Source organism: Pedobacter alluvionis (assembly GCF_003664035.1).
Taxonomy (GTDB): Bacteria; Bacteroidota; Bacteroidia; order Sphingobacteriales; family Sphingobacteriaceae; genus Pedobacter; species Pedobacter alluvionis.
In genome coordinates this window covers 151,763-166,911 of sequence record NZ_RCCK01000010.1, presented here as the reverse complement: position 1 = coordinate 166,911, position 15,149 = coordinate 151,763, and the positions used below count along the sequence as shown (strand labels likewise).

Sequence of the window (15,149 nt, the reverse complement as noted above, 5' to 3'; positions counted from 1 at the left end):
AAGCGCTTTGGGTACTTTGGCGCTCCAAAGTACCATGCCTCCGCGGCATAGAGCGGAAAAAAACCTTACCTATTTGTCCCATCGATTGATATTTTACTTGCCCGCGGAGTCATCCAATTAGCCTCCCTTCTTTACTTTCCTTTTACACATCTTCGTCGTATCTTTATTAATCAAAAAAAGGAAAGATATATGAATACTGAAAAAGCCATTCTTGCAGGCGGCTGCTTTTGGGGAGTAGAAGAACTGATCCGTCATTATCCTGGAGTGATCTCAACAGTAGTTGGTTACACGGGTGGTGATGTTAATAATGCCACTTACCGGAACCATGGCACACATGCCGAAGCCATTGAAGTTACTTTTGATCCAACTGTTTTAAGCTACCGTATGTTATTAGAATATTTCTTCCAGATCCACGATCCGAGCACACGCAACAGACAGGAAAATGATGTGGGCACCTCGTACCGATCTGCCATATTTTATAATAGTGAAGAACAAAAAAATACGGCCGATGCATTAATTGCAGAGTTGGATGCTTCTGGCAAATGGCCGGGCAAAATTGTAACCGAAGTAGTACCAGAAACCGATTTCTGGAATGCTGAAGAAGAACACCAGGATTATTTACAGAAAAACCCTTACGGTTATACCTGCCATTTCGAAAGACCGGACTGGAAATTAAATTAACAAACTGGTATTAAATCAGATCGTCCTTTCGACCGCAGTGGAGAAATCCTTGATGTAATGTATAAAAATAAAATGGTCTGTGAGGGCGCAGACCTGGGAAGCAGCTCAAAAAATCCGTCGTTGCGAGTAACCATCAGGTCTGTGGCCTGAAAAAAACAGGAATGAAGTCCTATATGCGCTTTAATTTATTAGGTTTAAAATTTGCATCCTGTAAAACTCATTGAGCTAAGATGTCTAAGGTGGTTGTAAAAATTAAAAACCAGGCAGTTTAATTAACTACCTTAGATACCTAAGCGCATCTAATTCAATAAATAATCCTTTAGGCTTTCACACCATAAAGAACATGTAAGCTTATATGGCCCTTAAATGTCTTATATGGTCAAAAAAATACAATAAATATTCAGTTGTTTACATAAACATCATTATAAGGCACGAAGCAATACTAATGCTTAGCATAGCGACCATTGTAAGATTGCTTCGTACCTCGCAATGAAGATTAATCTAAAAATGTCATCATAAATAACGACTAATCGTCATCATCTTTTTTCTTTTTCTCCAAAATCACAAAAGCACTTCGCTTTGGTGCCGGCATTACCGATTGTTCCCCTCTAACCGATTTCCACACCACTTCGTTCAGATCTAAATCTGGTGCCGAATCTTCTTTTGCAAAATTAAACAGTTCAGAACGTTTGCTGCTCTCATTCACCGCTACATTCCGCGTATCCAAATCAATAAGCGGTTGAATTACTTTATAAGGCGTAAAATCTGGTGTAGCTGTGAAACATTCGTATAATGGCATGGCAGCAGCATCGTACTGACTCATTGGTGGTAAACCTAAAATAAGCTCCATTGTTCTTAAAAATCCAGAAGTAGAATACATGGTATGAACGGGCGTATTTCTTTTTACATAAGGTCCAACCACATAAGCTGGCGAACGGTGCGCATCAACATGATCAGGTCCATTCTGTGCATCATCTTCCAAAATAAACACAACAGATTCTTTCCAGATTTTACTGTGCGATAAATGTTCCAAAATTCGGCCAACGGCTAAATCGTTATCTGCAACCGCAGCCTGAGGTGAGTATTTCCCTTTCTTTTGTCCGCTGGTATGGTCGTTAGAAATCCTTAAAGTATTAAACTGCGGCACCATACCCGCAACCAATAAAGAATCGAAATCGTGCTGCCAGGCATCTACCCGCACCTGATCTTTAATGTCCATATCAAAACCCGGAGAAGCTGCACACATGTGCCCCTGTAATGATTTAATGTTCGCCTTGCCATAATCGCCAAACTCGCCATAACTGCGGTAGCTTACGCCTGCCCGCTGACAGTAATCCCAGATAAAACCACCTTTTGGATAGGTAACTGGTCGACCGCCTTCAAAAGATGTGCTGCCACCGCGTGCGCCATAACTGGTAGGCCAGGTTTTTTCTACTACATCAGTAGCATAAGCGGCCATACTCCAATTGTGCCCATCGGCGCTAACTTCGGCATCAACATAAAAATTATCCAATAAAACATAGTTTTCGGCAAAGGCATGCTGGTTGGGTGTAATTTTTCTCCCAAAAAGTGTTAAGCTAGAATCGCCGTTTCCTTTTGCAACATCTCCAAGTATCTGGTCGTAGGTTCTGTTTTCTTTAATGATATAAAAAACATGTTTAATCGGCGATTTTTCGCCCTGTTTTCGCGGAATTGGATTTCCGGCTTCACCATCGGCAGTAACCGTACGTTTATCAGTAAATGGAGTATTGGCATAAACTTGTTTGGTATATATTTTTAATTGCTCAGGCTTTGGCGCATCTATAAAAGATAAGGTTCCTTTAAACAATCCTGCAATATATTGCAGCCGGCTATTGGCGGTACTTCCCATCTGGTAACCGCTATTATCTACCTTAGAAATGGGTTGCGGCCCCTGTGGATTGGCCATAGAGGTATTGCCTTTGCCATTGGTCACCAAAATTTTCGAGCCCAATACTTTTACACTTGTTGGGTACCAGCCTACCGGGATAAAACCCTGACTCTGGCTCACCCCGGGCTTGCTTACATCAAAAACAGCCAAACAGTTGTTATCGGCATTGGCGATGTATAAAGTTTTCTCGTTGGCGCTTAAAGCCAAACCATTGGTAGTCGAACCGGTTAACTGAGTAGCATAAAGTGTAGTGGCAATGGTTTCGATTACCTTATTATTCAAAGTACTAATGACCGAAACAGTATTATCGTTTGCATTGGCTACAAACAAAGTATTCCCTTTTTTATTGAGTAAAAGTTCGTTTGGATGATCGCCTACAGGAATGAGCCTTTCAATGTTTTCAGCAGCCAGATCAATAACCGCAACCGATTTCCCGCCCCAAAGTGATACATAAAGCTTACTTTCATCTGCAGATAACACACAACTGTAAGCAATTGCAGGGAGCTGGATTTTTTTCAGAACCTGCTTTTCTACAGGATTGATAATGTATAAACTGCTGTCCTCTTTAGTTACCGTATATAATTTACTATTGTTTTTGTTTACAACAATCCCTGCCGGACTGATTTTTCCTTTTGGCCAAACCGGGCCGAGTTTAATCGTATCACTTTCGGCGAGTTTACCGTTCTGAATATTAAAATCCAAAATCCAGTTGTCGTTACCTCCTGAAGCATACAGGTGTTTTTCATCTTTACTAAAGGCAATGCCATACCACGATTTGCTTAGCACTTTTTCATCAATAATCTTTTCTGTTTTGGCATCAAGCAGTTGCAACGACTGCGTGCTTTGTCCGTTGTTGGTAATAGCAAGATATTTACCCGAAGCACTCAATTGCATATTCAAAGGCAAATCGCCCAATTGCAGCGAATGCCCCGCCGGACTCAGCTTCCATCCATTGGGCAATAAAATCTGTTGAGTGCTTTCGTTTTTGCCTGGCCTTTGTGCAAATCCATTCTGGATAAAAAGGGAACACAGCAGTAATAATAAATATGATTTTTTCATTTTTCTTAAATTGAAGGTAGTAGCACTAGCGATGAAGATTAAAATTAACCAGGGCCCTGATGGTGTAACCATTACCAGATGCTACCGAACCTATTTCTCGGAGGGCGGCTGATGGAAGAGCCTGACTACGGGTGGCGTAAAAAACAGGTCCACCAGAAATAGAGAATGAAAGTTTTGAATGGTTCGGCTCCAGATTGATTGATGGCCCGATCATTACCTTTGCACCACCTTCTGCTTCGTCTTTTTCCCAAAACCCTTCCAAATCCTGCCCTAACGCTTCGAATCCAAGATATAACACGCTGGAAACACGGTGCTGATAGCCAAAACTGCTGATAAAATCAAGCTTATCTCTGCTTTTATCAAAAGCTTTTTCGAAACGAAGGTTACCCGCCATTCTCCAGTTTGTCTGATCAAATGAAGCAGTAATCCGGCTAATCGCCGAGCCTACGTTAGACCAGTCTCTGCTTAAACCTAATCCCGCACCTAACCTAAAGCCTGCAATGCCTTTTCCACCCACCAAATCTCTGATTACTTCAGCCTGTTCGGCAGAGGTTACACCTCCTGAATTGGCAAAACCGATTGCCGCTGTTGCATACAAGGTAAACCTGCTGCCCAAATACCCTTTAACACCAAACTGCTGCCCTAAGCCATCATAACCGAATTGTCCATTCGTTCTTTCACCATAACTCCCCGAATAATGGACATTCCAACGTGGATTTTCTGCAGTTAAGGTATTCAGCGAAAACAGAAAAGGCTGAGCGGCATCAGTTCCTGTTTGAATTTCAGGTGTGGTCTCATTTATTTTCTGTGCGGCACAATTTAAAACGGCGCCCGCCAAAATGAGCATCAAAAATGTCTTTTTCATTGCGATGATCTATCAATTAAAATTTGGTTTCATTTAATAATGGCGATCCGCTTGCATTTACCTGATAAGTTTGGATCTTATCGTTTTCGTCAACCTCTACAATCCGGTAACCTTTATAAGCGGTGCCCCAGTTTCCACCAATATGTGCATCAAAAAAATGCGGCAGTTTATCGGTATAAAAAACAGCATCAAGACTGTGGTCGTGCCCATGAAAAACAGCCTTTACGTTTGCATAACTATGCAAAAGTTTAATCGTATCAGGACAGTCTACAAAAGGACTTTCGGGCACCCAGAAATGAGGAGGAATGTGTAGCACCACGAAAACAGTTTTCAGATTTTTAAATTTGTCTAGTTCCTGTTTTAAAAAATCGTTATTGGGGCATAAATAAGTTCCTTTGGTATCAGAAGTATTGGCCAGAACAAAACCCACCCCGTTTTTTTCGAAAGAAAAATTATCCTCGTATCCAAAAACCGATTGCCAAATCCTGGTGTCCGCATGATCATGGTTACCTGGAATGGCGTAAAAAGGAACTTTGAGTTTATCGTAATAATCTTTTTTCACTTCGGGCAACAAATCAGGACGATCATGTACCAGATCGCCATTGATGATGACAAAGTTCAGTGGGTTTTTATCATGCGATTCGTTCAGCCATTTTACAATATTTTCGTGATGAAGTTTATATTCCGTACCTGGCTGGCCATAGTGACCATCGGATGCGATAGCGAAACGCAATTTGGGTGCTTTACCAGATTTAGCAGAAACAGGATGTTGTTCATCGGCAAATGAAGATAAAACCGGCGAAATACTGGCCACAACCGCAGCAGCCAGACTATTTTTCAGAAAAAACCGTCTGTTAGACATAAGGATAAAATATGTTTTGTATTAAAGCCCAATATTAGGGTGACCAAGCTTCTTAAACATAAATTTCATGTTATCATTAGGTTAACAGAACCTTATCTGTGTATCAATTTTATAACATAAAAAGACCGGAAACAGCTATGCAAGGCATAATATTTAGACTGATAAAACAATTTATCACTTGCAGGGATTATTCTATTATGAAAGTACTTAAATCCTTACTCGCTGGCTTTGCAGGTGCTGCAGCCTTGAATATATTGCATGAAAGTGTTAGGCGGCTTGATCCTGATGCACCCAGGATTGACCTTTTGGGCAAACAGGCCCTATCAAAATCGATGAACCGCTTAAACCTTGACGCTCTTGTCGGAAACAATCTTTATCTGGCCACCCTGGCTGGTGACATCATAAGCAACGGTTTATATTATAGTGCTATTGGTGCTGGAGACAGCAAAAACATTTATTTGAAAGGGGCAATCGCCGGTGTTACCGCTGGTTTGGGAGCAATAAACATCCCTGATCAAGTTGGGTTAGATGATACTCCTGTCACTAAAACGGATAAAACCAAAATATTAACAGTAGCGTGGTACGTAATCGGTGGACTGGTAACGGCAGCAGTTTTTAACCGCTTAAAAAAGGCTTAGCACAATGAAAACTTACCAATCCTTGTGGTGGCTTTTTCCCATTGCTTTTGCAACAGTCATACTTTCCTGCAAAACAGGATCTGTTAACCTGTTTAAGGCCGCTACTCCACATGAGCAATATCAAAAAAAATTAGTGAATGTTGGCCTGGATAAAACGGCAATGGGTGCAGCATGGTTAAATGCCGCTACTATGAGTACACAAAAAGCATTAAACATTAATATCCCCTATAAAGAAAACGGTTATTTTGCTGCTGATAAAGTTCCGGCTACTGCTTATAAATTTAGTGCAACCAAAGGACAAAAATTGAATATTAAGCTAAACAAAACACCTTCGGGTGCTGCCTTGATTTATATTGACGTTTGGTATAACACAGATCAAAGCCAAAAACTTATTGCCTCTGCCGATACTTTAAATAATCCGATTGTTTTCGATATTGATGAAACGGGTACTTATCTGATCAGGCTACAACCAGAACTGTTGCAAAATGTGTCGTACGAATTAGAAATTACCGCTGGCCCATCTCTTGCTTTTCCTGTTAAATCAAAAAACACCAACAGTATAAAAAGCTATTGGGGAGATGGAAGGGATAATGATGCTAGAAAACATGAAGGTGTAGACATTTTCGGCAATTTCAGAACGCCTGTTCTGGCAATTTCGGAAGGAACGGTAACACGGGTAAACGAAAATAACCTGGGTGGAAAAGTGGTTTGGATGCGCCCAAAAGACAAAGATTACACTTTATATTATGCCCATTTAGATGAACAGATCGCGGTAGAAGGACAGGAAGTGAAAATTGGCGATACTTTGGGACTTATGGGAAACACCGGCAATGCCCGTACTACGCCTACGCATTTACATTTTGGTATTTATACTTTTAATGGGGCGGTAAATCCACTTCCTTTTATTGATCCTGTAACCAAAACCCCAGCTGCCATTACCGCTTCGAGCAGTAAGTTAAATAGAACCTTAAGAACCTCATCTGCTGTTAAAATGCTTTCTTCCCCACAAGGTAAAGCAACAGTTTTGGCCACAATTAATAAAGGAACAATTGTACAGGCAAATGCTGCGACAGGAAATTATTACAAGGCAGAACTGCCAGATGGAAGCACAGGTTTTATTCAAAGCAACAGCCTTGTTCAGGTAACTGAACCTTTAAAAAAGCTTAAAATAAATTTACTCCAGCAAAAAGTTTACGATAAACCCGATAGTTTAGCAGCAATTAAAACGACTTTAAATGAAGGACAAACCGTAAACCTTCTAGGTACTTTTGGCAACTACCAACTCATCGCTAATGCCGGTAAAGAAATTGGCTGGATTATAAAATAGTAATCAACTGTTTATTCGCTGGTCTGTGTCCTCAAAGAATTGAAAATAACAGTTTCGTGATGAAAAAAAATATTAAAGAGGCTAAAAACAAAGAACTTATGGAAACACAGACCTTGAATTAGTCTTCGACGAACTATCATTGAGAGGTCCATTAGAATGGTCGTCATTTCGACCGCAGTGGAGAAATCTTTTAACATAGTTCAAAGATTTCTCCACTGCGGTCGAAATGACGATACTTCGATAAGATTTACCTTTCAAACTGACAACCTTATTCTACACCATAAACCAATCATATTAATTCCGTGCTTTCCGTGCCTCCGTGGCAAAAAAATGAACCACGAACAAATCGTCCGTATTGAAAAAATTCATTAAAAAGGCTAAAAACAAATGGTCTGCGGGGACACAGACTTTGGATTAATGATTGAAACTACCGAAACCTTTCGCCCAGTTTTTCATTGCTATTGCTACTAAAGGAGAAAGATCCTTCATTGCATCCAGGATGACAAATCTCCAAAATATTCCCCGGTCTGTGTACTCACAGAACTGAAAATAATAGTTTCGTGATGTAAACGTTCATTAAAAGGCTAAACAAAAGGTCTGTGGAGACACAGACCTTGGATTATATTACTCCGCGGTCTGTGCCCTCACAGAACAGAAAATATAGTTTCGTAATGAAAAAATTCATTAGAAAGGCTAAACGAAAGGTCTGTGGAGACACAGACCTTGAATTAGATTTATAGAATAACGATTGCCTGCTTTACAATCAGATAGGCCGCCAGTGCAAATAAAAATATTGCTATAGATTTATTGATAATCAAACTACTTAGTGCAAATTTCTCCTGAATATACGTTGCAAAATGAGCATATACATAAAGGGCCAAAGAAGAGCCTACACCAGAGCCTAAACTAAATATTACCAGTGAAAGGTAATCGGTTTGGATCCATTGATGTAAAATTACGTAATTTCCAAAAAACAACCAGAATGGAATCTGAACCGGGTTTAAAACCCCCAGAATTAATCCGTATAAAACACTTCCGCTGCGTTTATCATCTTTTTTATTGCTCGTTTTAGGTACTTTCTTTCGGTTTCTCCAGGTAATGGTGCCCATCACCAGAAACATTACAATCATAAAACAATCTACCAAAGTGCCCAACCGCACCTCACTTACCGCCTCATTTGGATTGATATCGCTCATCGCCCACCTCGCAAAGCGCATCATACCGAAAGTAAAAAACACTTCTACGCAGGAGAAGGATAGAATAAAATACCAAACCTGGCGCATACCCTTGTTAATGGCCAGCTGCGCAACAGTAAGATTGATATTGCCCGGGGGAATATATCCCATGGCATTGAGAACGATGCCGATGAAAAACGTTAGAAAAAGCATTGCCGAAATTATGGATTTAAATTTAAATGCGCAGCCAAATATTTTCCGGTATATGATTGCTCTACCTTAACTAAATCTTCGGGTATACCTTCAAACACCAGCTGACCGCCACCATCACCACCTTCAGGACCGATATCAATTACCCAGTCGGCACATTTAATCATATCCATATTGTGCTCGATTACCAAAATGGTGTTTCCCTGTTCAATCAGGGTATTCAGTGCTTTTAATAATTTTTTAATATCATGAAAGTGCAAACCAGTGGTTGGCTCATCGAAAATGAAGAGCGTTTTATTGGCATTATTGCCCTTAATCAGGAAAGAAGCAAGTTTAATCCGTTGCGCCTCTCCACCCGATAAAGTATTAGAAGATTGACCTAAATGCACATAACCCAAACCCACATCAACCAGGGGATTTAACTTATTCAGGATTTTTTGTTCATCCTTAAAAAAATCAACCGCTTCATCAATGGTCATATCCAGAATCTCGGAAACATTTTTCTCTTTATAAGTGATATCTAACACCTGCTGTTTAAATCGTTTGCCGTTACAAGCCTCGCAAGGGAGATAAATATCAGCCATAAACTGCATTTCAATCTTCACCTCACCTTCACCCTGACAAACATCGCAACGGCCACCTTCTACGTTAAACGAGAAAGCAGCAGGTTTCAGTCCGGCCGCCTTTGCAGCTGGCAAGCCTGAAAAAAGTGCGCGGATATCATCCCAGGCTTTAACATAAGTAACCGGATTTGAGCGGCTTGAACGTCCAATCGGATTCTGATCAACCATTTCTACGGCACTTACCAGGTCATAATTTCCAAAAATACCATCGTAAGCACCTGTTTGTTCACCAGCATAATTTCCGATAGCTTTTTGTAAAGCAGGATATAAAATCTTTTTAACCAAACTGGTTTTACCCGATCCGGAAACACCACTTACTGCAGTAAAAACACCCAGCGGGAACTTCACATCAATATTCTGAAGATTATTTTCCCTTGCCCCTTTAATCAGGATATGATCTTTCCACTTACGGCGTTTATCCGGAATGGCAATTTTTTCTATGCCGGAAAGATAACGGCCGGTTAAACTATTTTTATCTTTTAAAATCTCTTCGTAGTTACCACTGAAAACCAGGTTACCTCCATGGGTACCGGCTTCAGGGCCGATATCGATAATATAATCGGCCGCGCGCATCATTTCTTCTTCGTGCTCCACTACAATAACGGTATTACCTACATTACGCAACGAGATCAATACTTCGATCAGTTTATTCGTATCCCGTGGGTGCAAACCGATGCTCGGTTCATCCAAAACGTAAATAGACCCCACCAAACTACTTCCCAATGAAGTTGCCAGGTTAATCCTTTGCGATTCTCCACCCGATAGGGTATTTGACAAACGGTTTAAGGTAAGATAACCCAAACCAACATTGTTTAAATACAGGAAACGGTTATCAATCTCTGCAAGCAATCGTTTGGCAATTTTGGCATCGTTCACACTTAATTTTAACCCGTTAAAGAAAACCAGCGCTTTCGATAACGGCATCAGTACCACGTCTATAATTGACTTTTCAGCAATTTTAACGTACGATGCATCCTTACGCAAACGTGAGCCTTTACAATCAGGACAGGTGGTTTTTCCACGGTAACGTGATAACATTACCCGGTACTGGATTTTATACGTCTGCTCTTCCAATTCCTTAAAAAAAGCATCCAAACCAGCAAAATATTTATTGCCCGTCCATAGTAATTGCTGCTCTTTTTCAGTAAGCGCACTATATGAACGGTGAATAGGAAAATCGAATTTCGGAGCAGCTTTAATAAAGTTTTGCAACCAAACATTCATTTTTTCGCCACGCCATGGGGCAATGGCATTATCGTAAACACTTTTGCTCTTATCCGGAATAACCAGATCTTCATCAATGCCGATTACGTTTCCATAACCTTCGCAACGTTTACAGGCGCCATAAGGATTGTTGAAAGAAAAAAAGTTTGGCGTAGGTTCTTCAAATTTAATTCCATCCAGTTCAAAACGATCACTAAAATGTTTCGTTTCACCCTGGGCTTCTACATAACAATCGCCTTTACCTTCAAAAAAAGCGGTCTGTGCAGAATCGGCCAGTCTGCTTAATGTTTCTTCTTCCTGGTTGGTTACAATACGATCAATCAGGATCTGAACAGTTTTATCATCTGTAAGTTCCGCATCTTTAAAATCAGCATCATCTAAAACAGCTTCTATCTTTTCTATTTTACCATTGATCAGCACCCTTAAGAATCCTTTCTGTAATAAAATAGCCAGTTCTTCCTTAATTGTACGGTTGTTATGCGGATATAACGGACAAAAAATAGTTACCGTTGTATCTTCAGGCATGGCATTTACATAGTCTACCACCGTGCTTACTGAGTCCTTTTTTACTTCTTTTCCCGAAACAGGCGAAATGGTTTTCCCGATACGCGAGAAAAGCAGTTTCAGGTAATCGTAAATTTCAGTTGAAGTACCAACGGTAGAACGTGGGTTGGAAGTAATCACCTTTTGTTCGATGGCAATTGCCGGAGCAATACCTTTAATATAATCAACATCGGGTTTATTCATCCTGCCCATAAACTGACGGGCATACGATGATAAACTTTCTACATATCGGCGTTGTCCCTCTGCATATAAAGTATCAAATGCAAGCGAAGATTTCCCCGAACCAGACATACCCGTTACCACCACAAGTTTATTTTTTGGAATGGCAACATCAATGTTTTTTAGGTTGTGCACCCGGGCACCTTTTATGATAATATTTTTATGCGGATCTTTTTCGGCCTCTTTTTTGCTCATGTATGGTAACGAATATAAATGTATAACCCCAGAATGTGGTTAGGGTTTTAAGAAGATACAAAAATAGGGTACTAAGACGGTTAATTTATTTTTTAACATTTTATTTTTTGTTTTTTGATAAAAAAATAACTTTCTTTGAACATTAACAACCTCAAAACCAAACTAACACATTTCAAAAAACATAGGAGAGCAGCTATAGAAATTAAACATTTACTAATTAATTTTTAGCAAATAGTACGGGATTTAGTGTAGGTAAACCTATGAATTTACAATCATATAATGATCAGGACCTGGTAAAGGTATATATTACCGGGGACGAGAATGGATTACAGGAACTTCTTAGAAGACATAAAAGCAAAATTTATACCTCTATCTACTTATTGGTGAAAGACCAATATTTGGCAGAGGATATTTTTCAGGACGCTTTTATAAAGGTAATCAATACCCTGCGATCGGGGAGATATAATGAAGAAGGTAAGTTTTTACCTTGGGTTATGCGCATTGCACATAACCTGGTTATTGATTACTTCCGAAAAGAAAAGAGAACACCAATCATCACCAGTGCTGATGGAATGGATGTATTCAATATGCTACAGTTTTATGATGAGAGCGCAGAAGATAAAATGCTTCGCGATCAAACCCATAAAGATTTAAAAGCAATGATCCATTTATTACCTGATGAACAGAAAGAGGTGCTCCTGATGCGCCATTACGCAGATTTAAGCTTCAAAGAGATCGCAGATTTAACTGATGTCAGCATTAATACAGCCTTGGGCCGTATGCGTTATGCACTTAGTAATTTACGTAAGATGCTTAAAACAAAAGAGATGACCTACAAAGGGTAGTAAAAAAGTTACATAGTTTTTTTGAAGACTTGAAATAAAGCATCTGAACAATCGTTAAGTTTATAAAACTTATCACATTTAGTTGCTTATGACAAAAACCTCTACATCACAAAACAATGTAAATTCACCTACACCCAATATGTTTCAGCCTAGAACTGATATTGAATCAGACGCAGAAATCGACTTATTTTATGATCAAATAAAAGGTAAGTTAGATAGACTGGCTAAAGATCCTAAAGATGAAACCATCAGCAAGATTTTAGCTTACAGTAGGTCGTTATAAAATTTACAATAGTTAAAAAAGGTTGTTCTACAGGGTGGGACAACCTTTTTTTTGTGTATGGAAAATGGGTGATGGTTCATTGGTTCACTAGCCATTGGTTCATTTGTTATTACCAACGGAAGACTAGATGGTTCATTAGTCACTGGCAACCGTAAACTGGCTGTTTCATTAGTCAATTTGCCATTGGTTTATTTGTTATTGCAAACTCGCTAGGTTATGGGTTAATAGTTCATTGGCGAACGGCCTAACCGATAAGTGCATAAACTTTTAGGCTATCAACCATGAACCATCTGACTATAGCCCTGAACAATTCAACCATAAAGCAATCTAACAATGAGACTATAGCCCTAAACAATTCAACCATGAAGCAATCTAACAATGAGACTATAGCCCTGAACAATTCAACCATGAAGCAATCTAACAATGAACTATTGACTATGAAACCATTCTTCCATCCCCTTATAAATGTCCTAATTTTTACAATCTCCTTCCATAAAAAGCCCTACCTTTGCATAGTGTAATTTTAACACTAAGGGCGCTATGAACAAGAACTTACTTCCACTCACTTTAGGCGGTTTAGGCATCGGGATCACTGAATTTGTAATGATGGGCCTGCTGCCTGATATTTCAAAAGGTTTAGGAGTAACCATTCCACAGGCCGGGCATTTAATCTCCGCTTATGCTTTGGGCGTAGTAATCGGCGCACCTTTATTAATTATAATTGCCGGCAAATATCCACCAAAAATGATCTTGATTGCTTTGATGGTTATGTTTACCGTTTTTAATGCCTTCTCTGCTTTTGCCCCAACTTTTAATACTTTATTTATCGCCAGGTTGCTTTCGGGTTTACCACACGGTGCATTTTTCGGAGTGGGCTCAGTAGTAGCCAGTAGAATTGCAGAAAAAGGGAAAGCCGCACAAGCCGTATCATTAATGTTTATGGGTTTAACGATTGCCAATATTATAGGCGTACCGTTGGGCACCTATATTGGACACAATTTCTCCTGGCGCATATCTTTTGCCGTGGTGGTATTTGTAGGTTTGGTAACCTTATTAAGTTTAAAATTATGGTTACCTGCGTTAGAAGCGACAAAAAACCGCGATTTAAAAGCGGAATTAAGTTTCTTCAAAAAAAGAGAAGCATGGATCATCATTTTCATGATCTCGATCGGAACAGGTGGCCTATTTGCCTGGTACAGTTATATCGCTCCATTGATGACAGATGTTGCAGGCTTTTCGCCTCATGCTGTAACTTATATATTAATGCTGGCGGGTTTGGGCATGATGTTCGGCAATTACATTGGTGGACGTTTGGCCGATAAATTTTCCCCGGCAAAAGCATCTGCAGCTTTGCTGCTTACCATGGTGGTAACCTTAACCATTGTACACTTTGTGTCTGCAAGCCAACCATTAGCTTTAATTATGACTTTTATTACCGGCGCAGTCGCTTTCTCATTGGCTGCCCCTATACAGATGTTGATGATCCAGAGTGCCAAAGGCTCCGAAATGCTGGCGGCCTCGGCTAGTCAGGCCAGTTTTAACATTGGCAACGCCCTGGGTGCTTTCTTCGGAGGTCTTCCACTAGTTTATGGCTTCGATTATACCTCACCAGCCTATGTTGGTGCTGCAATGGCCTTGGTTGGTGCATTTTTTGCCTTCTGGCTGATTAAAAGCAATCAAGGTGCAACCGAAGAAGTTAAAGTACCAGTCACTTCTTTTCACTAAAAATATTCGTCATTGCGAACGAAGCAACGCTTTGTGATGGGATGAGGCTGTATCATAAATTGTAATTCACTTTGAATTTGTCACGTTGAGCTCAGCCTGTACTGAGCTTGACGAATGTATCGAAACGCCTTGTAAGACATTTAAAACAGGCCCTTCGACAAGCTACCATTGACGTTATTTTACAAGCCGTTATTAATCAACGATTTAATTACTTTAGTATTTCCACCCAGCTAGGCCATAGCACGACATCTCCGTTCTGCTTAAATCCGGCCTAACAAATTTTTCGGGTTGCACTACCTAAGCCCACCTACTAACTTCGAAAGAAAAATTTTCAGCCGGTGTTTTTTGTTTTTTCATGTGTATTTATATTTTTATCGGCATTCAAGCTAGCTTCGCTGGTCTTTTTGACAGCAAAAAGAAAGAGCCCTTCGGCGGCGGCGAGCCGAGGCAAGACCGCGCTGTAGGATAAGAGAAAACAATTGTACGTCACTCATATTGATTTTAAACAATTAATTAACCCTCAAGATGACAATTCTATATTTATGAGATAGCCTCTTTTTTTTAGAAAATGAATTAAGTGTAAGCAAAAATAGTCAGTCCTGCTGTACACTTATCCCGATGGAAAATCGGGACCGTTTCCATCAGGTTTATTATCAAGGGCCTGTGCCGTTAATAAAAAAAACCTGCGCGGCAACTTTTGAATAAGTGAATGACAGAATGAGAAAACCCAAACCATTCTCTCATT

General features: G+C 39.9%; 10 protein-coding genes. 5 read left to right on the top strand and 5 right to left on the bottom strand.

Annotation, left to right across the window (positions count from 1 at the left end; genetic code table 11):
• Positions 1-189: 189 nt before the first annotated feature.
• Positions 190-681 (top strand): peptide-methionine (S)-S-oxide reductase MsrA, encoded by a 492-nt coding sequence (gene msrA / locus BCL90_RS00950; protein WP_121282098.1) that lies wholly within the window; start codon positions 190-192, stop codon positions 679-681.
• Between the two features lie 526 nt (positions 682-1,207).
• On the opposite strand, the gene BCL90_RS00945 is transcribed toward msrA, so the two are convergent.
• The 3 genes from BCL90_RS00945 to BCL90_RS00935 are packed head-to-tail and all read right to left on the bottom strand — an operon-like array spanning position 1,208 to position 5,376.
• The gene (locus BCL90_RS00945; RefSeq protein WP_121282097.1) at positions 1,208-3,649 is read right to left on the bottom strand and encodes a bifunctional YncE family protein/alkaline phosphatase family protein; all 2,442 of its coding nucleotides are present in this window, start codon (positions 3,647-3,649) and stop codon (positions 1,208-1,210) included.
• 25 nt (positions 3,650-3,674) lie between these two features.
• Positions 3,675-4,514, bottom strand: coding sequence for a hypothetical protein (locus BCL90_RS00940; protein WP_121282096.1), 840 nt, complete (start codon positions 4,512-4,514; stop codon positions 3,675-3,677).
• Between the two features lie 16 nt (positions 4,515-4,530).
• Complete coding sequence (locus tag BCL90_RS00935; protein ID WP_121282095.1) at positions 4,531-5,376, bottom strand: metallophosphoesterase family protein; 846 nt, start codon at positions 5,374-5,376, stop codon at positions 4,531-4,533.
• A 197-nt stretch (positions 5,377-5,573) separates the two neighbouring features.
• Here BCL90_RS00935 and BCL90_RS00930 point away from each other — a divergent pair, with 197 nt between their 5' ends.
• The gene (locus tag BCL90_RS00930) at positions 5,574-6,014 is read left to right on the top strand and encodes a hypothetical protein (protein ID WP_121282094.1); all 441 of its coding nucleotides are present in this window, start codon (positions 5,574-5,576) and stop codon (positions 6,012-6,014) included.
• Between the two features lie 4 nt (positions 6,015-6,018).
• On the top strand, positions 6,019-7,341 hold the full coding sequence (locus BCL90_RS00925; protein ID WP_121282093.1) for a M23 family metallopeptidase: 1,323 nt from the start codon (positions 6,019-6,021) through the stop codon (positions 7,339-7,341).
• 734 nt (positions 7,342-8,075) lie between these two features.
• Here BCL90_RS00925 and BCL90_RS00920 read toward each other — a convergent pair.
• Complete coding sequence (locus tag BCL90_RS00920; protein ID WP_121282092.1) at positions 8,076-8,729, bottom strand: LysE family transporter; 654 nt, start codon at positions 8,727-8,729, stop codon at positions 8,076-8,078.
• A gap of 8 nt (positions 8,730-8,737) precedes the next feature.
• Positions 8,738-11,551 carry an excinuclease ABC subunit UvrA gene (uvrA, locus tag BCL90_RS00915; protein WP_121282091.1) on the bottom strand — a complete coding sequence of 938 codons (2,814 nt, stop codon included), beginning with the start codon at positions 11,549-11,551 and terminating at the stop codon, positions 8,738-8,740.
• Positions 11,552-11,811: 260 nt separating this feature from the next.
• Between uvrA and BCL90_RS00910 the strand changes: the two genes are divergently transcribed.
• Together BCL90_RS00910 and BCL90_RS00900 are read left to right on the top strand one after the other, a co-directional pair.
• Positions 11,812-12,396, top strand: a complete 585-nt coding sequence (locus BCL90_RS00910; protein WP_121282090.1) for an RNA polymerase sigma factor — start codon at positions 11,812-11,814, stop codon at positions 12,394-12,396.
• An 823-nt stretch (positions 12,397-13,219) separates the two neighbouring features.
• A complete protein-coding gene (locus tag BCL90_RS00900; protein WP_121282088.1) occupies positions 13,220-14,404 on the top strand; it encodes an MFS transporter in 1,185 nt (394 codons plus the stop codon).
• The last annotated feature ends 745 nt before the right edge of the window (positions 14,405-15,149 follow it).